Below are 19,943 nucleotides of genomic sequence, written 5' to 3'. Positions count from 1 at the left end.
GGGCGGCGTTCAAACTCGGAGGGCAGCATTGTGACCGGAATCGCGATGCTGTGGATGGCGATCGTCATCGGACAGCAGGCGGGCCTGCCGTCCGGACGAGACCCGGAGTCGATGGTCCTGCCAAGGCTTCGCGATGCCTCATCATGCGACTGGATCGATCGCGAGCCTGAAGGCGTCGTCAATTGGGAAGGGCGTCCCGTTGGGGATCGAGAGTGTCAGCGCCTCGCCGATCGTTCCGATGCGAATGGGGACCGAGTCGTCGAACTCCGGCTGATCTGCACCCAGGTGACAGACGGTTGCCTGCGATCGGTGGCGAGGTTCGAACACCTTGAGGCGCTCGATCTCCGCGGGACTGAAATCACCGATGCGGGGCTGGACGACCTGAAAGCTCCGTCACGGCTGGTGCTTCTGGATCTTCGCGGAACACGCGTCACAGCCTGCGGAGTCCGGCGGCTCCAACGTCGACTTCCGGCCGTGGAAATCCTCTGGCTGCCGCCGCCCGGGATTCCATTGCAACTTGCGACGCGGAGTGAGTGATGACAATTGCCACACGATCATGGTCAATGACGCCGCGTCTCTCGCGCGTGAGCGAACAGGCCAGAGGGACTCTTGGCTCTCGACGACGGGTCGTGGAGATCGATCGCGATTCGGAGGACTCTCCGAATCGGTTTGCAGTCGATCTCATCAATCAGCAACTCTGGTGCTGGGGTTGCGATGCTCGCGACCCCGTCGGCAATCGGCTGGTCAAGCACGGCTTTCGACGCCTGCCGCCGCCGGTCGGTATCGAGGCGCCCAGCATCTACTGGCTCGATAACTCTTCCCGGTCCCGACTCGTTCTGCACGCGTATGGCGTCTTCTTCGGCAACGATCAGCTCGGAAGCATTTTTCTTCGCAGGCATTCGCTGAGGCCCGAGTATCATATTTTGTCTCGGCCGTCCGCGCTGAACTGGCTCGAATCGGCTGCCCCCGAGCCTGCTCACGAAAAAGCGACAAATCGAGCGGCGACTATTGCACTCACGTCTCGGATGTCCCGCGTGATCGCCGACTACGAACAACTGATCGCTGACGACTTCGGAACTGAATGCCGCCTCTGCGATGTCGCTCGCTGGCACCCGCGCGACGGACGGGTCTTCCGCGGCGATCAGCTGGCCTCCGCCTGGTTGCGACTGGCCCACATTGCTGAGAACCAGCCAGACCGGCTGTGGACCGGAGTTCCGACCCCCATTGGCATCAAGACGAAGGCGAGTTGAGCCGGCCGCCACTGCAATTGATTCCGAGACGAATTGCCGGAACCAATTGCTCAGTCGGCACCGCGCATCTGTCGCAGGGCGCGTTCTTCGAGTTCGGCGTGGCCGATCGCCGACGGAATCAGCGTGTCGACCAGTTCGCCGCTCCGCATGATCCCGATCCGCGTGCCGGATTCCTTGGCTCGAAACAGGTCGTGCGTCGCCATCAGAACAGCGACGCCGTCGCTGCTGAGCTGTTCGAGGAGGCGCGAGAATTCATTGGACGCCTGCGGATCGAGACCCGAAGTTGGCTCGTCCAGAAAAAGGGCCTTGGCATTCTTTGCGATTGCGACTGCAATGGCGACTTTCTGCCGCATCCCTTTCGAGTAGCCCTTGGCCGGCCGATGAATCGCATCTTCGCGGAGGCCGGCACGCTCCAGGCAGGCCTTGAGATCCGCCTTCGTCAGTTCTGCCCCACCGGCGAGAGTCGCGAAGTACTCCAGGTTCTCGAAGCCGGACAGCGTGGGATACAGAGTGACGGTTTCCGGGATGTAGGCCACTGAACGCTTCGCCTCATCGGGCGAGGCGGCGACATCAACTCCATTCACCAGCGCGCGTCCGGAGCTGGGCGCAATGAATCCGAGGAAGAGACTGATGGTTGTGGTCTTGCCCGCACCGTTCGCGCCGAGCAGGCAGAAGATCTCCCCCGGTTGAACGGCGAGGTTCAATCCTCGCAGTGCGATGTGTTGTCCGTAGAACTTTTTCAGGTCGATGGCTTCGATCATCGGGCTGGCATCCGCCTTCGTGCAATTCTCAATTGTCGGCCGCTCGCACGGTCATCATTGCCCGTCCCGCGATCACCAGTCCGATGCACCAGACGCACAGTGATGACAGCACGGTGGTCAGGACGGAACGATCGCCGCGCCAGCCGCGAGTTTCCACCTGAAAGACGGGCATCGCTTCGATGTCTCGACGCTGAAGTTCACGGTTCTGGAAGGTCGGACGTGCGAAGTACTCGATGAGCTGATCCTGATAGGCCAGTGTCTCCTCGGCGAACTTCACGTGATGCGATTCCGATGCTTCGGCGAGTTCGTCGACCGCAATCTGGATCGCGATGGCCGGGGAAAGCCAGGCTGAGCGCATTCGGGCGGCGTCGCGCGAACGAAGCGCCTCGAATTGTTCGTGCAGCCGGCCGTGCATTTCATGCCGGATCTGGGAAGTCACAGCGACTTCCTGGCAGACAATCGCCTGTTGCAAATCATCAGGGTCGAATGCGAGTTCGGGGTGGATCTTCCTGTATTCGGCGAGGAGGCGTTCCCCATCGGCCTCTGCGCGACGCGACATATCGCTTTCGATCGAAGCGAGCCTGGATGGCGAGGTGGCAACGTCGCGGGAAGACACCCACAGGTCGACCGCCGACGGTACCGCGACGATCCAGATTCCCCAGCAGAGAACGAGGACGACCCCGTTCGCAGTTGAAGATGCACCCCGAGAATTGACCAGGAAGGCCAAGGCTCCCCAGGCCAGTCCATAGGCCAGAACCGCAAGGGTGAGCATCAATAACGGAATCAGAACCTCGGAAATCCGGGATGGCCATGCGAAGATCGTCAGCGCAATGACTGGGGCCATGATCGCGACAGTCAGGATGCCGACTGCGATGGCGCAGCGTGTCAGGCCGAGGGCGAAGATTGACCGCGACTGGATCTGGAGAATCCTGAGTCGGCCCGCTTCACGCTCACCGGAGATCAGGTCGTACGTCAGCACGATCACTGCCAGCGGGAATGCCGCGACGATCAGCAACGAGACATCGAACGGCCCGGCAATCGTCAGTGCGGGATTGAGGAATGGCTCGTGACGGATCGTGGCGACGCTGGACGTTCCCGCGAGTTGAAAGCGAGCGGGGTGCGAGGGGAAAGCCCGCACAGAAAGCGGAGCCAGCGGCCAGCTGAATCGGCAGGTGGACCACAGCTCGTCTGCCCGGGCAAGCAGATACGGAGACGTCGCCGACATCTGCACGGTCGTCGCCCTGGCCGAATCCGCTTCGCTGAGAGAACGCCCGAGGATCTGCTCGAGCTCCGGGCCGGGCTCGAACGCCGCGATGAGCAGGGTCCGTGCGTCGGAATTCTGTTGGACCGCGGCCTCACAGAGCTGGTCGCGCTTACTGACCTCGTTCCAACCGGACACCCAGGCGAACACGGTCGTCAACAGTCCCATCAGGAACGCGAGGCGGACTGCGCGATCCGACCAGCTTAGGCGGGCTTCCTGAAGTAGACGTTTCCCAGAATGGAACTTCCGGGGAGGTCCACCATCGCGGTGACTGGTCGCGTCAGCAGGACCGCTAGTGAGGGACACGAAACGCCCCAACAAGAGTCACCAGGCACCAGACGCACAGCACGGCCGTGGAGAGAAACGCGTCCCGGAAGACTGAAGCCGCGGGCGGGAACCGATAGTCGAATGCAGGCATTCTCGCCCAGAATACGCGGCGATCTTCCGAACTCGGGCCGGGCCGCTCCTGACGGGCTTCCATCAGATTCAAGCTTCGGACAAGGTCTCTGCGATAGGTCTCCGCGGCCCGGCGAAAGTCCTCATGGTGCCGGCGATCGGTCGCTGACCAAAGCATGGAGTTGGCCCGCATCGCCAGGTAGGGGGACAGGAGAGTGCCGAGCGACATCACTTGGTCCTGCGATTCGAATGCTGATTCAATCTGACCGCCGAACCGATCGTAGACGGCGTCGGAGAAGCTCTCCAAGGCGAGCAGCTTGGCTCCTTCTGAACTGATCTCGCGACTCTCAGACGGTGTCGCTGACTCGCTGCCTGTCGCGTCGTCGGTGGAGGTTGCATCCTTGTTGAACCGCAAGGCGTCATCGCGCGCCCGTTCCAGATCCCTCCAGTCGGGAATCGGGTAGCGATTCATGGCAACGCTGCCCGCGAGACGCGGCGCCGCGATGGTCCATCCGAACCACAGGAGGATGAGCGCGAGGAACGCCGTCCGGGTTGATCCGGCGGCCGATGAAATTGCCAGGGACAGGGCCGCCCATCCGAGGATGTAGAGCGCACCGGCCGTGACGAGAAACAGCACACGCAGACCCCGGTCAGGCCATGGCATCACTGGCGTTTCAGCCTCGAGACCAAGGGAGGCGATTGCAGGAATCAGCGCGGGCAGGCTCATCACTGCAGCAATGATGCAGATCGCGGCCAGCTTTCCGACAATCACGGCCGACCATGGAGCTCCGTTCCCTGCCAGGAGACGATTCGTCCCCTGCTCCCTTTCGCGCGAGATCCCGGCGAAGCCCAGGAGCACCACGAAGACCGGCAGCCCTGCCTCGAGCAGGAGCGCCGGAGAATCGACCGCCAGAGAGTTCAGCCAGGGACGACGCGCATCGCGAGGGTCGGTCATCCGCTCCTGTCGATGAGATTGAACCCTCACCTGCGATCCGAAGAGCGGATCAATGCCCGGGTCCAGTACGCTCAACGGCGACAGAGGCTTGTACAGCGTCGTGCCATGGTGCGTCGCCATGTGCGCGTTGGTTGTCGGCTGATCGAGCCAGTCCTGACGCGCAGTGCGCTGCAGGGATTCGATCTCTGAAACCGTCTCCGCGCCGTAGGTCACGGACAGCCAGCAACTGACAGTCAACGCAACACTGAACAGCGCGCACGCCAGACACAGCCAGCGATCGCGGAACGTGACGCGCAGCTCTTTGCGGATGACTGTGCGGACCAACCGCATCTGACGCATGGACACTTGTACTTCGGCGATCGGGGGGCAACCTGTCCGCTCAGTGCTTGTCGGCCTCACCGCCAATGACAGTGATCTTCGTCGGAGTCCCGCCGACCTTGAACTTGCCGACGACTTTAAGCTCGGGCAGCCAGATCAGCCACAGATCGCCATCGGCCGGATTGGTCATCACGCCCCATCGGCGATCGTCGTCGAACGCGATCGTGTGATGCCCATAGTGCCCTTCGACCTTGCTTCCTCCCACGGGAAGCGTCTTGGCAACCGTTGCATCGCTGAAGTTCCGGTCGCCGTTCGGGTCGAGGTCGACAATCGTCAGTTGTTCCTTGACCTCACCCTCGCGTCGATCCTGAAACAGAAACGCGTAGTGCTTTCCGCTCGCGGCCGAAATAATCTCCGGCGGCGTCAACGAGAGGCCGTCCGCAACCTTGATCGGGACGCTGACCACTTCCGGCTTCTTTGCGGAGGCGTCCACAAGACACAGCGCTGACGACTCGCCGTCGCCCGTGTTGAACAACACCCAATTACGGTGGTTCGTGAATGAGCCTGTCCGCAAAGGACGCTCACCCTCTTTGACCTTGCCCAGCGACAGGTGGTTCTGCACAACGGTGTCTTTGTTCTGCTTCAGTTCCAGGTCGGCATCGACCCAGTAAATCCCGTCCGAAGGAGCCAGAAAGATGCGTCCGCTGTTGGCTGTTGCACCATGCAGCCCGCCTGATGGAAGCGTGAATGAGTAGGCCAGCGATTCCTCACCGCTCTTATCGAGCCGTGAGACATCGACACGCCCCTTTTCCTGAATCCAGGTCGAGTACACGACCTTGTGGCCCACCGCGGCCATCGTGATGTGGCCGCCTCCGCCGCGATGAAAGGTCCCCTTCCTTCCTTCCTGGGGCCCGCTGATGGCCGATGGCCGAATCACGGTGAAGCCATTCAGGGCGTCGTTGGCGACGTAGAATTCCTTGTCGTAGACATACAGGTGGGCCGGGTTTCCCTGTTTCTTGTCGAGCACGCTCGCGCGAATGGACGGCGGCCCCGCGTAGTTGTAGTCGGAATGGTCTCCGTGGGGCATTTCCTCGACGCCCAGGTCGATCGCCACCCATCCACTCAACAGCTCGCCCTTCTCGTCATCGCGAACTCCCACGACGAGCTGGTTGTCGATGCGTTCCATCTGCACCAGTTCATGGTGCTCCGTATCCAGCTTGGGAAACCCCTTGATGTCCCCGCCTTGTCGCAGCTGGATGACACGCCCGGCCTGCACAAACTCGCCCCACTTCAGCGACTTCGTGGACCGGTCCTGCCAGACCATTCGCATCAGGGGTTCCGTCCTTGTTGATCGGCGATCGGCCGCAACGACCGTTGCCGGTCGGGCAAAGGTCGCGCAAGTGAGAATCAAGACGGCGATCTTGGCTGGCTTCGACGGGAACGCGATCATCTAGTCATCCGAGTGAGCGAGGCACGCTTGTCACATTTCACAGAACGCAGGAGTCCCATGACCCGCCGATCCTAGGATGCCCACCCCTTGAGTGCAACTCATGTGCACCTACTCTTGTGTTGCCGCGACCGAGGCGTACCAAACGTGAGGGCAACGGCACCGATCCGGCCAACACCGAAGTAACAGTCGAGTCCGTCGTAGATACGAAAGGCCGTGACCCGGCGATGGCCGGACCGGCCGTACTGCGTCGCCAGAGCGACCATGTCCCGGATCAGGTGGGGTTCTTCGTCAGGAACGTGGGCCTGACGACGTTGGGTGTGGATCTCATCTGTCCCGAGCCCCGACACGCTCGACGCTCGGAGACCTGTTCTTGGCCCAGCACATTTTGCGGACGTACGTCACAGCCTGGCGCCGCTTCGCCGGACTCAGAAGTTTTCCGAGGCGGCCTATCGCAGGATGGCCTTATCGAGTTCGACGTAGGTCAGAAGCCGCTTCAGACCGGTGTTCTCCTTCACCAGTTCCTTGAGCCGCTAGGCCTGGTCCATCTTCAGGCCGCCGTACTCCTTCTTCCAGCGGTAGTTACGTCTGCTCGGTGATCTCGATCTTCTTGGCGGCCGCTGCCACCGTGCCTCCCTGAGCGATCTTGACCTCCGCTTCCCGGAGCTTGGCGATGATCTGCTGAGCACCAGGCCGTTTCCTCGCCATGAACTAGAGTCCTCCAGGTGCAGGTCCACGTTCGAGGCAGAATCTACCCGAACTGCGGACCCGTTGCAGGGGACAGGTCAACTCGAAGCCGATCGTCCTGCTTACAGACGAGCACACTACCGCCAAGCCGCTGATCCATGCCACATTTTTACGCGCAACCGCACCCGTTAGGATGATGAGACTGCTTTCGGGAGCAAACATGACGCGGCGTTACGGCTTCACTCTGATTGAACTGCTTGTCGTCGTGGCGATCATCGCCATTCTGATCGCACTGTTGCTTCCGGCAGTGCAATCGGCCCGCGAGGCCGCTCGCAACATGATCTGCAAGAGTCATTTGCGGCAGATCGGACTCGCCCTGCACAACTACCACGACACATTTTCAACGTTCCCCATCGGTGGTTACGTGCAGCCGAGAGGTGGAACCTACCTGTCTGGGAGTTCGTTCTGGGTTGCGCTGTTTCCCTACCTCGAGGAAGGACCAGTGGCCGCGGCGTATAACACGTCCGTGCCTGGAAGTGGCGAGCCCGCAACCAATGGAAAAGTCATTGATGGTCACATTCAGAAGGTGCTCCACTGCCCGAGTTCGATCCTTCCCCCTCTCGAGCGTGTCAGCGGATTCGCAATTCAGCACCCATCCTACCTGGGAATTTCCGGGGCGACTGCAGATGCCTCCACTGGGGACGAGTTTACGGACCAAGAACGTGTGAAGTTTCCGCCTTGCAACAGCACCGTCGGGCTCGGGTGGATGTCGTGGGGAGGTGTGCTGGTCGCGAACCAGAACATTCCTCTCAAGCTGATCAACGACGGGACAACTTGCACCATCGTTGTCGGTGAGGCGTCGGCAACAGTGAAGTCCAGTACAGGAGCCGAGGGCCGGCTGGGCGGGGCTGACGGACATGGACTTCAACGAGGGACTCCATCGATCGGAACCGGCGCCAATTACACGCTTCCACCCGCCAAGAGGCCGACCCGCTGTGCCAACCTGTCGACGATCGCCGACCCGGTCAACGTCAAGCAAGTCAACCTCGCGCCGGGTTGCTTCTCGAGCACACCGAACCGTCCCTTGAAGTCGTCCCATCCGGGACATGTCAACGTTCTCGTTGCGGATGGTTCGGTTCAATCGCTTACGGATCATTCCGATCTTCAATTGCTGAAGAAACGGGCCTGTCGGTCTGACCAGTGTCTTACTGAAGCCTGGTAGGACAGGCACAGCTGTTCTCTTAACCGGCGTATCACTGCCGCCGGATGGCTAACCGGCCGGGAGTTCTCTGCGTTTGGGCCATTTCTGAGTGAAGGAGTGTCCGATGCTGCGCGTAACAGTTCTTGGACTGGCTGGGCTGGTGATTTCGTCGTCACTGGCGTTTGCGGACGAAGCGATGTGCGTTCAATATCCGCTGGAAGAACCGGATGAGAACGGAGAGGCTTTGTTCGTGGTGGAGTTCTGTCCAGTCAGTGGCGGGTCTGCGGACTGCTTTAACTGCATCGGCGACACCGTACTCCTCGATGTCAACTCCGTGAACTGGCCGCAGTACTGTCCTGATTGCTACGCGCCCAGCCGTAACACGGCGGCAATTAGCCGCCCACTGTCGAACAAGATTCGCGTGAACCAGTCGCTGGCCGACTATTTGCCCCGGTCCGTGTCCGCCACGAACGGGCGAATGCTTTCGATTCAGCCGCAGATTCGCCAAGTGACCGCACACGACATTCAGGTTCGGCCAGGTTCCGGAGGACCGACCATCAGCGTGCGGCTGTTCGAGATGGCGTTCACAGATACGAAGGGACGCAGTCGGCTCGCAAGGTTCGGCCTGGAATCGGCCCGACCGGTGCAGGCTGGAATCCAGCCATTCCTGGCGACAATGAGCGAATCGGACGATTACAAGCTGGCGGTCACTTATCGCGGCCGGCGGTATCCCGTGGCAACGCAGACTCCGGTTCGCGCTTCGGATCTGGCGACTTCTCCCTGATCATTGGACGAGCGGTCCCGCAGGCGAGTTCCCGCTGCGACTTCACGAAGTCGCCGGGAGTCGTCCGCGGCCGAATGCTTCGAACATATCGGAAGTCGAGTTCGCGGTACTGACGATCCTGGTCGCGATCCTCGCATGTGGGCTGCAGCACGGGTGCACCTTCGCAATTACGAAGGATGACGCCGCCCGCACCCATCACCAGGCATTGAGGCCGTTCCCTGACCGGAATTCTTGGACGGATCCCCGCTCCGCGAGCCCCCGGGCGACTGGATGTCCACTCCAGGACGTCGTCGTCCACTCCACGAACACCGGCCTTCGACAGGAATTTGGCATGTGCGACCATCGCTGCATACTCTGCGGCGGAGGCCAACCGGCAGCCGTCGAATTCCGTCCTTTCGATCACTCGCGCCAGATTCAAAAACACGTTCCCTGCGGCGGGAGATCCTTCCTGGACTCCCCTGCGTTTCAAAAGCGATTCTCGATTCATCGTTGTCGTCGAGACATAAAAGGCAGGAACGTCGACTCGTTCGGCAAGATTGGGATCGATTCCCGGTGAGCTGACGAGCAATCCCTTCGAGTCAGGCACGACCACCATAGGGATCGATGCCAGCGGCGATCGGATACTGATGTCGTGCAATACGATGACGCCATCGCGGATCCGCCAACGCCGGCTCGATGAGCCGTACCCCATCACCTCATGACGCGCCGGAATATGCCTCGTCACCTCCAGCCAGTGCGTTTCATCCAGGACCGCCACCATCAAGTAGTCACCCGGAAGCAGGTGAGTTTCGATCGGTGTTTTCCCCGACAGTTTTTCCAGTCGCTCCGGAATGGGATCGTCCGTGACGGGATCAAGCGGAACGATGGTCAACTCACAGCCCGGCGGATCTGTCGTGATTCGGACCAGTCGGGCATCGGGATGAGGTGGCGGACTCACCGAATGGCGGGCAGCAATGGCGATTGCCATCACCAGGAGCAGCAAACCAAGAGAGCCCGGTATGAGCATTCGCCTCGCATTCCAGGCAAGGCGTTCTGAGCGCGGTCCGCAAGCTGTCCTCGGAGGACGTCCGGCGACCACCTGTGCCAAGTCGGCGAAGACTTCATCGGCGGAGCCATAGCGAAGTTCGGGATCACACTGACAGCACCTTTCCCGAATCCGGCCGAGCCAACGCGTCGTCCACGCGTTTCCGGCGGGGGCTTTCGATGATGGGCGGACCGTCGCAGTCGAAACCGAATCGTTGGCCGTGGCAGCTTCGAGCAGGTCATCAATGATTTTGCCCAGCGAGTAGAGATCGGCTCGAGGCCCTCCGTAGATTCCGCGTTCCTGTTCGGGGGACATGTAGGCCCGTGAACCGCAAACGAACCCGTCGTTGGGGATAGGACCGCCCGGCGAGACCGCCAGCCCAAAGTCGGCCAGCAGCAGGTTTCCGCGATCATCCAGCAGGACATTGGACGGTTTTAGGTCGCGATGAACCACGCCTTGCGAGTGCGCATGGGCCACCCCGTCGGCGATCTGACTGGCCATCACAGCGGCGTCATGGCAGGAGAATGAGTGGGTCTTAAGATGCTCTGCCAGAGTCCCGCCCGTGACGAAATCGGTGACCATGAACCAGTGACCATGGATTTCCGACACGTCGTGGACAGCGAGGATATGGGCATGTCTTAGCCGTGCCGCCGTCGCCGCTTCTTTCGGCGCCGAAATCACGCCATCATGCCCAGGCCTTACGTAACAGTGCGGTGTCTTAATCGCGACGTCGCGCTCAAGGCGGCTGTCGAATGCGAGCCAGACCGTGCCAAATGCCCCTCGTCCGATCAGGGCTTTCAATCGGAAGTGCCGGAGCATCAGGTCATCGGTGCACCGGTGCTCGATCGCGGAGTCGGATCCTTCCCACAGAAAGGAGCGGAAGGTGTTGAGGACCGTCTCTCGGTCTCCGGAAAAGCGAATCTGCCATTCGTCGATGTAGCAACTGCCTCCCCGTCGAACCTGATACTCCAGTTCCAGCGCCATGAGTGGTTCGAGCAACTCCGCTCGAAGATCGTCGCCAGCAGTTGCTAACAGTTCTTCAATCGAGGGCTGATCACCTCGCTGGAGACTGCTCTCGAATTCGTCGCAGATTTCATCAACGATCTTTTCCAGCATGAGTGTTAGCCCTTCTCAAACGAGTCCCTGATCTCCGTCCATCGGATGCGAATGAGCGCCAACTTTCGTTCGACCGTCCGAACGCTGACCCGCATTTCGGCGGCGATCTCTGGATGACTGAGCCCTTGAAGCTTATACGTCGCGACGCGACGCTCTGACTCGTCATGGAGTCCGAGAAGCAACCGCTCCTGTTCTTCGAGCAGATATTCGACGACCTCGGTCGACGTGTGATCAGCGGAAAGTGTCGAGGTAATCTGCCCGTCGCCAATCTGGCTGAACTGTGCTGCCGTTCCGCCGATGCGTTCTCGCGAGATGATCGCCCGACGTCTCGAGATCGCCTTGTTACGGGTGATTGTCAGGAGCAGCCCCCAGAACGAGTCCCGGTTGGCCACCTCCGCAAGCGAACCCCGTGAAGCAGCACTCCAGATGGCGTAAAAAACGCTCTGAACGAGATCGTCTTCGTCCGCTGCTGCGGAGATGACGTTGGCGAACTTCTTACGAGTCATTCGCAACAGGGCGTCACGGTAGCGCAAGTCCAGCAGATCGCCGGCGTTTCGGTCTCCATGCCGCAAACGGTCAACCCACTCTGTGACGGAATCGTCCAACTTAGTGAGTGACATATGAGCGGGCTGGATCGAGATGGTGGACCTTGGCGGAAACCTCGAGACTTGGCAGAAAGCGAAATGGATCAGACATCAGGTGATGCAGAGCCGTCGCACTTCGGACCAATCTCGATCAGTATTCAGTTTCCCCGAATGTCGGTGTCGGACAGCGGCTGTCGCGTGTGTATCTAGTACAGCCCTCACTGGTGCATAACTCAAGTGTGCACGAGCCACGAAGTGTGAGAGCGAGGTGCTGTCGCCTCAGAGTGATTCGCGGAACAGAGACAGCACGAGGGCCGTTGTCGACTGCCGGGAAATCGGTCCGTGATCACGATCATCGAACGCCCTGTCAGGAGAACAGGCACTCCGACAGCCAGTACCAGCTTTCTCGAATGACGTGCGCCGCTGCTCCCGCTTCATTCGGGATCGTCAGGTCTGCTCAATGTCCGTCGCGACACTCGAGCAGCCTGCGATCGTTGTCTGCGATCGGTTGGCATCACTTGCAAGAAGTCCTCCCCATCTTTCCGTGAGGACCGGGCCGACGACGCACGTGATGACCACCAGAACGAGCACGGCGTTTACGAAGTCCTGCTCCAGCAGTCGTGTTCCACTTGCATCTTTCGCCTGATGTCCGACGACGGCGCTCGCGAGCGTCGCGGCCATCTGCGGAATCGTAATGCTGAACATCAGCCGCGATTCGATTGCGGGATAGCCCCAGCGGCGACTCGCCAGCCAGGCGGCCGAGTACTTGCCAACCGCCAGTGCGCCGACCAGTCCCACGACGACGCCCGGCCGCGAAATCAGCGTACGTCCCAGCAACGGCAAATCGATCAGGAAGCCAGTGGCGAGAAAAAACGTCGGGATGAAAAGTGCCTTCGCCAGGACTTCCAGTTGCTCGATCGCAAACTTTCCACGCATCGCCCGCTTCACCGCGATGCCGACGAGGAAGGCTCCCACGATTCCCTCCAGATGAATCATGCGGGCCATCTCGGCCGCCATGGCGATGAGCAGCAGGAGAATGCAGACTCGCGATTCCGCTGTGTCACCGAAATGAATGATCAGCTTGCGGGCGAGCTTGCTCAGGCCGAACAGGACGAGCGGGACGTAAACAGCAAGCTCCACAAGTTGGGTGATCAGAAACGGCCAGCTGAAACCAGTTTCATGGACAGAGACGGCCATTGCCAGGACGAGCATCGACGCAATGTCGGTGAAGATTGTTCCACTGATCGCCACCAGAACCGACTCACGCTCGAGAAGCCCGAGTCTGGCAAGGATCGGATGTGCGAGCAGGGTATGCGACGCGATGATCGATCCAATGACCACGCTGGCAATCCAACCATAGCCCAGGGCCCACCCCAGGAAGATGGCTGCGGCGAACGGGAGGGCAAAGGTCAACGCGCCGAAGTAAGCGGATTTCGACCGAGCCTGATTGAACTTGTCGAGATCGATTTCGAACCCGACGAAGAACATGAACAGCAGCTTGCCAAGCTCCGCCCACAACGTGATGCTCTCGCTGTCGGAGCGCAGAACGCCAGTCAGTCCTGGCCCGAGGATGACGCCTGCGAGTATGAAGCCGAGAATCCCCGGGACGCGGAATCGTTCCATGAGACGCGGCAGCCAGAGAACCATCGCCAGCCCGATCGCCAGCCTCGTCATCATCGAGAGATGATCATTCATTCAGAGTGGCCCGCTTCGATGAGTGTCGGTTGCTGAGCAGCTTCCTAGGCCGTTGGGTTGAGTTCCGGCAGCAAGTGAGTCCCTGAAGAGCTCGTATTCGCCAAAGTGTCAGGCAACAACCGAAGACGCCGTGCGAGTGGAGAACCATCCCAGGGACTTCCAAGCACTGCGGCCGTTTCCATCTCGTCGACGAGTTGCCGCAGATCCGGATCAGCGGACGTCACCGACAACGTTGACAGCTGATTCTTCGGACCGACCAGATCAAGCCATCCATACAAAGCCGTGAGCGCGGCCGGTGCATCGCTTTGCCGGCAGCATTCCATCAGCAACCGAAACCGGACATGTGCATCATCGGCCCGACCACGTTGCCTCCGGATGAACAACGACGAAGCGACAACGACAGCGCAGCCGAGGAATGCAAGCACCACGACCGACCACCATCTATGCTGTGACTTTCGGTCGAGACCTCGCGATGCGGCGTCTTGAGGAGCGACAACCGCATCGACTGTGAACTTTGCCCCCGGCAGGGTTGCTTGCTCCAGAGTCGATGAATCCAGGTTCCACCACGGGAGGACGATCCCGGGGAGTTCAAAGCTTCCGCCCGACTCGCAGACATAGGTGACCCGTTCCCTGCGATGGCTGGTGGTCACTCCGCGCTCCGTGTGATCCGCCACGTCCGGCGGGTCGTCGTAGACTTTCATTCCGGTGGGCGCCGTGAGCGGGATGGGGGGGAGCAGCATGGCGGGCATGTCGCCGGCCTCCAGCGTGACCGTTCGCGTGAACGTGTCACCCACGCTGGCGGTCTTCGGAAGCTCCGGCTCCCAGGTTTCCGTCAGCTTGAGCCCGCGCGAGCAGAGGATGCTGCGGTATTTCTCGGCTCCTGGCGGCGACTTCGCCTCGATCGTCATCGGAGTCGTTCGGAGCCGTCGCTCGATTGCCGGCTTGGCGAATTCGGGGGGCGACTCGAATCGAACATCGAAGGCCGGGATCTGATACCTGCCGGGACGGATCGCGATGAACCGCAACTCGTGTATCTGCGAGGCGTAGTCGGTGTCGTCGACGGTCTCGGTCCCGATGAGGGGACGGTCGGCCGGTGGAAGTACGAGACACCCCGACAGCCGGGGTAACTGGAACACCGGAACACTGGCGAAGTTGGTGGTCGTGAGCAGCTGCACGGTAAAGCCGACGTTCTGCCCCGCGTAGACCGGCTCCTCTGGCGGCTTCAGCTTCAACAGGACTGGCTCAGCCGAGTGCACGAGCGACGACAACGCGAGCCAGACGGCGAGGCCACCCAGGGCTTTCGTCAGCGGAGAAGTCATGGTTTCTCCTGGGCTGATTGCCGGCTGAGCTGATAGGCGAACTTTGCTTTCAGGAAATCGGCGGGGCTGGTTTTGACGTTGCGCAACCAGAGCGACTGGATGTCGGCATCCGAGAGCGGTTCGCCGGCGACGGTCTCGGTCTCTTTCGCGCCCGGCGTATTCTTCGGCTTGTTGTCGAAGACGATCTCGTCCGCCTTGAGCTGGCCATCGGTTCCCTCGGAGCCGTCGTTGGGGGGATGCAGCTTCAGCAATCGGGCCTTTGCGATGGCGAGGTTCTGCGTCGCGGCGGACCAGTCGGCGCGTTGCTTCAGGGCCTCGCCGTAGCTGGTGATCGCATCTTCGTACTTGCCTGCCATCACGAGGGCGTTGCCGCGATTGAACCACGATTCCGCGGAGGCATCGCGCCCGAACTCGGCCGCGGCCTGCTTGAAGTCGCCTTCGCGGTAGAGGGCCACGCCTCGATGAAAGGGGTCGGCGTAGAGTTTGGCGGCAGCCTGATAGTCGTGCCGCCGGAGCGCCCGATCCCCCTGCTGGACCGGCGTGCGCCACAGGCCAGCGAACGACTTTCCGGCCGCGCGCCAGGCCCACATTCCGACGACCACTGACAGCCCGATCAGAAGCGCCGCGAACACCATGTTCCTTCGAGAGCGGGCGATCATGCGGAGGCACCTCCCGGCCAGCGGATGAACCATCCCGGTCGAAACCACGACAGCATCAGCAGCGCAACGACGAAGACGAGGGGGTAACCGGAATCGTGCCAGGACTGGCCCGTTTGGGCTGCACTCGTTTCGACGAGCCGCGATACGGTGCCTGAGGCGAGGGAATGGACATCCGAATCATCGGGTGTGACGGTGACGACCGACCCTCCCAGATCGCCCGCGCGCTGCCGCAGGTTAGCGATGTTGAGCGGCGGCGCCGGCGGACTATCGGGCGGCACAGGCGCACCGGGTTCGCCCGCCATTCCGAGGACCTGGACCGGGACGCCGCCGTCGTCACGAAACTTGCGCAGCGCCGGGGAGAGGCTTTCCGGAATATCATCGGCAATGACGACGATCGAGCCCGGAGCGTCCGAGCGCACGATCTGCTCCTGGGCGAGCGTCAGCGCCTCATCGAGGCGGTCTCCTTCTTTCGGCATGACTGCGGGAGTCAGGTCCGATGCGAACTGCGTGATCAACGGGGCATCGCGGGTCAGCGGCAGGACGACATGCGCGCTGCCGGCGTAGGCGATCAGTGCCGTTCGTGTTCCCGGCCGGAGCGCGAGCAAATCCCCGATCTTCTGGCTGGCCCGGGTCAGCCGCGTCGGCTGGACGTCCTTGGCGAGCATGCTGGGAGTCGTCTTCAGGCAGATGACGAGGACCGACTCGTCATCGGAGAATGGCGAGGCCTCCCGGCGCCAGGTCGGCCCTGCGATGGCGACAGACGCCACCGCTGAAACGACCGCGAGCGCGGTGAGCGGCCGCCAGAGCCGAATCTCGTTTCGACCGACCTGCAGCGCGGCGAGAAGTTCGGGATCAATCAGCGATCGCCAGCCTCGCAGCGACTGCGTCTGCCGTGCGATCACCACCAGGACCGCGGCGACGGGAACGAGGAGCAGCAGGGCCCAAGGCCTCAGGAAATGGAAGTTGCCAAGGGCGCCGAACGAGAGAGCTCCGACCACAAGGACCGCCGCCGCGCGTGCGGCCGCAGAGGCCGAGCCAACGGGTGTCGCCGATCTCCATGCGAGGAGGATGTGGTACGCCAGCGTGACGAGCATGGCCGCGGCGAGCGGCCAGTAGAACAGCTCGCGACGGGGGCGGTGGGAGACGGTTTCCACGGGTCGCGCGCGGATCGCATCGAGCCTGGCGTAGATCTGCTTCAGAGAGTTGCGATCGGCGGCATGGGAGTACAGGCCGCCGGTCGTGGTGGCGATGTCACGGAGCGACTGCTCATCGAGCTTCTCTTCGCCGGCCGCGCGGGGATCGCCGACGGCGACGGTGTGGATCGTGATCTTTTGATCCTTTGCGATGTGGGCCGCTCGATCGGGCGGGACCTCGCTTCCGGTATCGTTGCCATCCGTCAGTGCGATCAGAACGCGGTCCTCGACCTTGGAATCGTGCTCGAACACGGTGATCGCGAGCCCGATTGCGTCGCCGAGCGCCGTTTTCGGGCCGGCCATGCGGACCTGGGCCTCATCAAGCAGCGTCCGGCAGGCCTCGGCGTCCTGGGTGAAGGGCGTCTGGACGAACGCAATCGACCCGAACAGGATCAATCCGACGCGATCCCCTTTGCGATGCTGGAGGAAGTCGTCGAGGACGCCTTTCACGGCGGTAAGACGGTCGACCTTCTCTCCCTTTTCGTTCGTGAAATCCTTCGTCTCCATCGATCCCGAAAGATCGACGGCGAGCAGCAGGTCGCGTGTGGGGACCGTCCGCGTGATGGGGGGCTCGAGCCATTGCGGACGGGCCAGCGCCAGCGTGGTCAGGATCCAGCACATCCAGAGAACGCATTGCTGGATCAACGGCGGATGGTCGACGGCCGGCCCGGTTGTCGGTGTGAGTCCTGTCAGCCGGGCGACGAGGTCGAAGAACGGAACTGTGACTCCCGACTGGGCCGGGCGAAATCCGGGAAGCAATCGTGCGAGGATCAGCGGCAGCGGGATGAGGATCAGCCACCAGGGGGCGGCGAGCGTCAGCATGGGGCCGCCTCCGGCCGTGCGTGGTGACGGATCCAGTCGCGACTGGCTTCGACGACCTGCTGAAAATCCGTGGTGCTGAATCGCTCAACCGCACCCGGCTCATAGGAGAGCGCCAGCAAACGTTCCCCGATGTTCCCTCCGAAGCCCGGCGTGCGGCCCGTGTGGTTCAGGAATTCGACCCAGGCCGTCCCACTCAACCCGGCGACGTCGGCTCGCGGCCAGGCGGCAAGGGCCGTCCGCTTGAGCAGCTCGGGGACTTTGGTCCACGTTGTCCGACCGTCCGAACCGGCGATCCGGTCGAGCTCGCGGAGGGCGTCGCGTCGATAGGCGTTGCGTCTCCAGTCTCTCAGCAGGATGGCGAGTCGCACGAGGCCCGCGAGCCCGATTGCCAGCAGCACCAGGAGCCAGCCGGGAGCCAATGGCCACCAGCCGGCCGGTGGCGGCACGACGATATCGACGAGGGAGTCGAGGCTGGTGGGATCGATCTCGGACATTGTTCAGTGCCGCCTGCGATTCTGCATGGCGCCCCCCAGGGCCCTTCGCACCTGGCTGGTGACGTCTTCGGCCGTGCTGATCTCGAGAAGCGGAACCGCGCGCTTCAGCGACAGCGACTTCAGCCGCGTGACGCGGTTCTCAAATTCCTGCGCATAGTCGTCGCGGAACTTTCGCGTGGACGTGTCGACTTCGAGCCGGCGTTCGCCCTGGGCCATGACCAGACGTCCGGCCTGCGGCAGCTCGGCTTCGAGGGGGTCGTGAATGAAGATGAGCAGCGCATCGTTGTGGGCCTGGATCCGTGTCATCAGTCGCACGGTCTCCTGATCGGCCCCCGAGAGGTCACTGATGACGCAGACGAGCGAATCATGCCGGGCGACGGTGGCCGCCCGTTCGAGCACCTGGTTCAGCGTGATCGTGCCCGCGGGAGAATCGGGAGCCAGTCGCTGGTTCATTCGCACGATGGCGTGGAACAGCGCGAGCACGCGGGATTCACTGCGATGGGGCTCGATCTCGGAAAGCTCCTGTCCATCGAAAACGAGGCCTCCCACCCGGTCGCCGACAGCGAGCGCCCGCCAGGCCGAAAGGGCTGCGACCTCAGCGGCCGCGACCGACTTCATCGCACGGCGGCTGCCGAAAAACATCGTCGGCCGCTGGTCAACGATCAGCAGGAGTGGTCGATCGCGCTCTTCGGAGTAAACGCGCACATGCGGCTTGCGCGTCCGCGCGGTGACGTGCCAGTCGATCGTTCGCACGTCGTCACCCGGGAAGTAGCGCCGCAACTCCTCGAAGCTGAGTCCGCGGCCGCGGAGTCGAGAGGCGTGAGTTCCCGCGAGAATGGAATGGACCGGCTGCCGAGGCAGCAGGGAATAGCCCTGCGCGCTGGCCTTTAGGCGAACGAGGTCATCGATATTGATCCTCACACCGGAGGAGGGAGCTTCGGGCATCGGCTCGTTCTCCTCAGGCGACGGCCACCTGCTTGATCAGCTGCGACAGCACGTCATCGGCCGATTTTGCATCGGCCTGAGCTTCGTAGCTCAACAGCACGCGGTGCCGCAGGCAATCGAGCGCGACGGCCCGGACGTCGTCGGGGGTGACATGGTCCTTGCCGCGAAACCAGGCGAGCGCGCGGCTCATGCGGTCGAGCGCCAGTGTGCCACGCGGGCTGGCCCCCACGGTGATCCAGCGCGCCAGATCCTTTCCGAAGCCTTCCGGCCGCCGTGTCGCGGCGATGATCGCGACCATGTACTTCTCGACGGATTCCGCGACTGCCACGGCATGGATCTCCTTGCGGGCGTCGAACACGGCCTGCTGCGGAATGACGGCGGGCGGAGTGCCGGAACTACCGCCTGATCCATCTTCGCTGCGGACGAGCTGCATGATCTTGCGCTCATCTTCGTCCGACGAGTACCGCACCATGACATGGATCAGGAAGCGGTCCCGCTGGGCTTCGGGAAGCGGGTAGGTTCCCTCCTGCTCGATCGGGTTCTGCGTCGCCAGCACCATGAACAGTTCCGGCAGCTTGTGAGTCTTCCCGGCCACCGTGACATGGTGTTCTTCCATCGCTTCCAGGAGCGACGACTGCACCTTCGCGGGAGCGCGGTTAATTTCGTCGGCCAGGATCAGGTTGCCGAACACCGGCCCCGGCTGGAACACGAACTCTCCCTGCCCCCCTTTGTCGTAGTAGATCTCGCTTCCCGTCACGTCGGCCGGGAGCAGGTCGGGAGTGAACTGGATGCGGCGGTAATCGCATTCCAGGTTCTTCGCCAGGCTTTTGACGGCCCTGGTTTTCGCGAGACCTGGAAGGCCTTCGAGGAGGACGTTGCCGCCACAGAGGAGTGCGAGCAGCAGGCGCTCGATCACGGCTTCCTGGCCGATGATCGATTGCCCCATCCGCTTCTGGAGTTCGAGAATCGATTCACGCGGCGTCATACGCCTGGTCTCACGTTCAAGGGTGCCGATTTGCCTGTCGAGGAAGC

At 62.0% G+C, this 19,943-nt stretch carries 18 protein-coding genes; 4 read left to right on the top strand and 14 right to left on the bottom strand.

All coding sequences use genetic code 11. The features are described 5' to 3' along the window. The first annotated feature begins 30 nt into the window (after positions 1-30). Together Pan44_RS22500 and Pan44_RS22495 are read left to right on the top strand one after the other, a co-directional pair. A complete protein-coding gene (locus tag Pan44_RS22500) occupies positions 31-537 on the top strand; it encodes a hypothetical protein (RefSeq protein WP_145034030.1) in 507 nt (168 codons plus the stop codon). Then, complete coding sequence (locus tag Pan44_RS22495; RefSeq protein ID WP_145034029.1) at positions 537-1,250, top strand: hypothetical protein; 714 nt, start codon at positions 537-539, stop codon at positions 1,248-1,250. Before Pan44_RS22500 ends, Pan44_RS22495 begins: the two co-directional genes overlap by 1 nt. Before the next feature lie 50 nt (positions 1,251-1,300). On the opposite strand, the gene Pan44_RS22490 is transcribed toward Pan44_RS22495, so the two are convergent. From Pan44_RS22490 to Pan44_RS28125, 5 genes are all read right to left on the bottom strand, one after another. Further along, positions 1,301-2,011, bottom strand: coding sequence for an ABC transporter ATP-binding protein (locus Pan44_RS22490; RefSeq protein ID WP_145034028.1), 711 nt, complete (start codon positions 2,009-2,011; stop codon positions 1,301-1,303). 28 nt (positions 2,012-2,039) lie between these two features. Then, on the bottom strand, positions 2,040-3,440 hold the full coding sequence (locus tag Pan44_RS22485; protein ID WP_145034027.1) for a DUF3526 domain-containing protein: 1,401 nt from the start codon (positions 3,438-3,440) through the stop codon (positions 2,040-2,042). A gap of 124 nt (positions 3,441-3,564) precedes the next feature. Beyond that, positions 3,565-4,962 carry an ABC transporter permease subunit gene (locus Pan44_RS22480; protein ID WP_231754352.1) on the bottom strand — a complete coding sequence of 466 codons (1,398 nt, stop codon included), beginning with the start codon at positions 4,960-4,962 and terminating at the stop codon, positions 3,565-3,567. 40 nt (positions 4,963-5,002) lie between these two features. Then, positions 5,003-6,271 (bottom strand): hypothetical protein, encoded by a 1,269-nt coding sequence (locus tag Pan44_RS22475; RefSeq protein ID WP_145034025.1) that lies wholly within the window; start codon positions 6,269-6,271, stop codon positions 5,003-5,005. 699 nt (positions 6,272-6,970) lie between these two features. After that, on the bottom strand, positions 6,971-7,096 hold the full coding sequence (locus Pan44_RS28125; RefSeq protein ID WP_261342589.1) for a hypothetical protein: 126 nt from the start codon (positions 7,094-7,096) through the stop codon (positions 6,971-6,973). A 199-nt stretch (positions 7,097-7,295) separates the two neighbouring features. On the opposite strand from Pan44_RS28125, the gene Pan44_RS22470 reads away from it, so the two are divergent. Further along, a complete protein-coding gene (locus Pan44_RS22470; protein WP_197453564.1) occupies positions 7,296-8,297 on the top strand; it encodes a DUF1559 family PulG-like putative transporter in 1,002 nt (333 codons plus the stop codon). Between the two features lie 103 nt (positions 8,298-8,400). After that, complete coding sequence (locus Pan44_RS22465) at positions 8,401-9,060, top strand: hypothetical protein (RefSeq protein ID WP_145034023.1); 660 nt, start codon at positions 8,401-8,403, stop codon at positions 9,058-9,060. Here the strand turns inward: Pan44_RS22465 and Pan44_RS22460 are convergent. The 9 genes from Pan44_RS22460 to Pan44_RS22420 form a co-directional block, all read right to left on the bottom strand. Further along, on the bottom strand, positions 8,984-11,200 hold the full coding sequence (locus tag Pan44_RS22460) for a serine/threonine-protein kinase (protein ID WP_145034022.1): 2,217 nt from the start codon (positions 11,198-11,200) through the stop codon (positions 8,984-8,986). The two genes, Pan44_RS22465 and Pan44_RS22460, sit on opposite strands and share 77 nt — an antisense overlap. A 5-nt stretch (positions 11,201-11,205) precedes the next feature. Further along, on the bottom strand, positions 11,206-11,820 hold the full coding sequence (locus tag Pan44_RS22455; RefSeq protein WP_145034021.1) for an ECF-type sigma factor: 615 nt from the start codon (positions 11,818-11,820) through the stop codon (positions 11,206-11,208). A 411-nt stretch (positions 11,821-12,231) separates the two neighbouring features. Continuing rightward, positions 12,232-13,479: a cation:proton antiporter gene (locus tag Pan44_RS22450; RefSeq protein ID WP_145034020.1), complete on the bottom strand. Its 1,248-nt coding sequence runs from the start codon at positions 13,477-13,479 to the stop codon at positions 12,232-12,234. A 44-nt stretch (positions 13,480-13,523) separates the two neighbouring features. Then, a complete protein-coding gene (locus Pan44_RS22445; RefSeq protein WP_145034019.1) occupies positions 13,524-14,798 on the bottom strand; it encodes a BatD family protein in 1,275 nt (424 codons plus the stop codon). Continuing rightward, the gene (locus Pan44_RS22440; protein WP_197453562.1) at positions 14,795-15,457 is read right to left on the bottom strand and encodes a tetratricopeptide repeat protein; all 663 of its coding nucleotides are present in this window, start codon (positions 15,455-15,457) and stop codon (positions 14,795-14,797) included. Before Pan44_RS22440 ends, Pan44_RS22445 begins: the two co-directional genes overlap by 4 nt. Beyond that, positions 15,454-17,472, bottom strand: coding sequence for a VWA domain-containing protein (locus Pan44_RS27550; RefSeq protein WP_197453561.1), 2,019 nt, complete (start codon positions 17,470-17,472; stop codon positions 15,454-15,456). The genes Pan44_RS22440 and Pan44_RS27550 overlap by 4 nt, the downstream gene beginning before the upstream one ends. Further along, positions 17,466-17,966, bottom strand: a complete 501-nt coding sequence (locus tag Pan44_RS22430; protein ID WP_145034018.1) for a DUF4381 domain-containing protein — start codon at positions 17,964-17,966, stop codon at positions 17,466-17,468. Before Pan44_RS22430 ends, Pan44_RS27550 begins: the two co-directional genes overlap by 7 nt. A gap of 3 nt (positions 17,967-17,969) precedes the next feature. Continuing rightward, entirely contained in the window at positions 17,970-18,911 is a 942-nt protein-coding gene (locus tag Pan44_RS22425) for a DUF58 domain-containing protein (RefSeq protein ID WP_145034017.1), read from the bottom strand. A gap of 13 nt (positions 18,912-18,924) precedes the next feature. Further along, positions 18,925-19,896: an AAA family ATPase gene (locus tag Pan44_RS22420; RefSeq protein ID WP_145034016.1), complete on the bottom strand. Its 972-nt coding sequence runs from the start codon at positions 19,894-19,896 to the stop codon at positions 18,925-18,927. Positions 19,897-19,943 lie beyond the last annotated feature (47 nt).

Source organism: Caulifigura coniformis (genome assembly GCF_007745175.1).
GTDB classification, from domain to species: domain Bacteria; phylum Planctomycetota; class Planctomycetia; order Planctomycetales; family Planctomycetaceae; genus Caulifigura; species Caulifigura coniformis.
This window is presented reverse-complemented; position numbering and strand designations above follow the sequence as displayed.

Excerpts from the sequence above, each read along its gene's own strand:
- Pan44_RS22495 (WP_145034029.1), top strand. The coding sequence starts at position 537 with ATGACAATTGCCACACGATCATGGTCAATGACGCCGCGTCTCTCGCGC.
- Pan44_RS22490 (WP_145034028.1), bottom strand. The coding sequence starts at position 2,011 with ATGATCGAAGCCATCGACCTGAAAAAGTTCTACGGACAACACATCGCA.
- Pan44_RS28125 (WP_261342589.1), bottom strand. The coding sequence starts at position 7,096 with ATGGCGAGGAAACGGCCTGGTGCTCAGCAGATCATCGCCAAGCTCCGG.
- Pan44_RS22425 (WP_145034017.1), bottom strand. The coding sequence starts at position 18,911 with ATGCCCGAAGCTCCCTCCTCCGGTGTGAGGATCAATATCGATGACCTC.
- Pan44_RS22480 (WP_231754352.1), bottom strand. The coding sequence starts at position 4,962 with ATGCGTCAGATGCGGTTGGTCCGCACAGTCATCCGCAAAGAGCTGCGC.
- Pan44_RS22465 (WP_145034023.1), top strand. The coding sequence starts at position 8,401 with ATGCTGCGCGTAACAGTTCTTGGACTGGCTGGGCTGGTGATTTCGTCG.
- Pan44_RS22455 (WP_145034021.1), bottom strand. The coding sequence starts at position 11,820 with ATGTCACTCACTAAGTTGGACGATTCCGTCACAGAGTGGGTTGACCGT.
- Pan44_RS22450 (WP_145034020.1), bottom strand. The coding sequence starts at position 13,479 with ATGAATGATCATCTCTCGATGATGACGAGGCTGGCGATCGGGCTGGCG.
- Pan44_RS22430 (WP_145034018.1), bottom strand. The coding sequence starts at position 17,966 with ATGTCCGAGATCGATCCCACCAGCCTCGACTCCCTCGTCGATATCGTC.
- Pan44_RS22440 (WP_197453562.1), bottom strand. The coding sequence starts at position 15,457 with ATGATCGCCCGCTCTCGAAGGAACATGGTGTTCGCGGCGCTTCTGATC.
- Pan44_RS22460 (WP_145034022.1), bottom strand. The coding sequence starts at position 11,200 with ATGCTGGAAAAGATCGTTGATGAAATCTGCGACGAATTCGAGAGCAGT.
- Pan44_RS22445 (WP_145034019.1), bottom strand. The coding sequence starts at position 14,798 with ATGACTTCTCCGCTGACGAAAGCCCTGGGTGGCCTCGCCGTCTGGCTC.
- Pan44_RS22475 (WP_145034025.1), bottom strand. The coding sequence starts at position 6,271 with ATGCGAATGGTCTGGCAGGACCGGTCCACGAAGTCGCTGAAGTGGGGC.
- Pan44_RS22470 (WP_197453564.1), top strand. The coding sequence starts at position 7,296 with ATGACGCGGCGTTACGGCTTCACTCTGATTGAACTGCTTGTCGTCGTG.
- Pan44_RS22420 (WP_145034016.1), bottom strand. The coding sequence starts at position 19,896 with ATGACGCCGCGTGAATCGATTCTCGAACTCCAGAAGCGGATGGGGCAA.
- Pan44_RS22485 (WP_145034027.1), bottom strand. The coding sequence starts at position 3,440 with ATGGGACTGTTGACGACCGTGTTCGCCTGGGTGTCCGGTTGGAACGAG.
- Pan44_RS27550 (WP_197453561.1), bottom strand. The coding sequence starts at position 17,472 with ATGCTGACGCTCGCCGCCCCCTGGTGGCTGATCCTCATCCCGCTGCCG.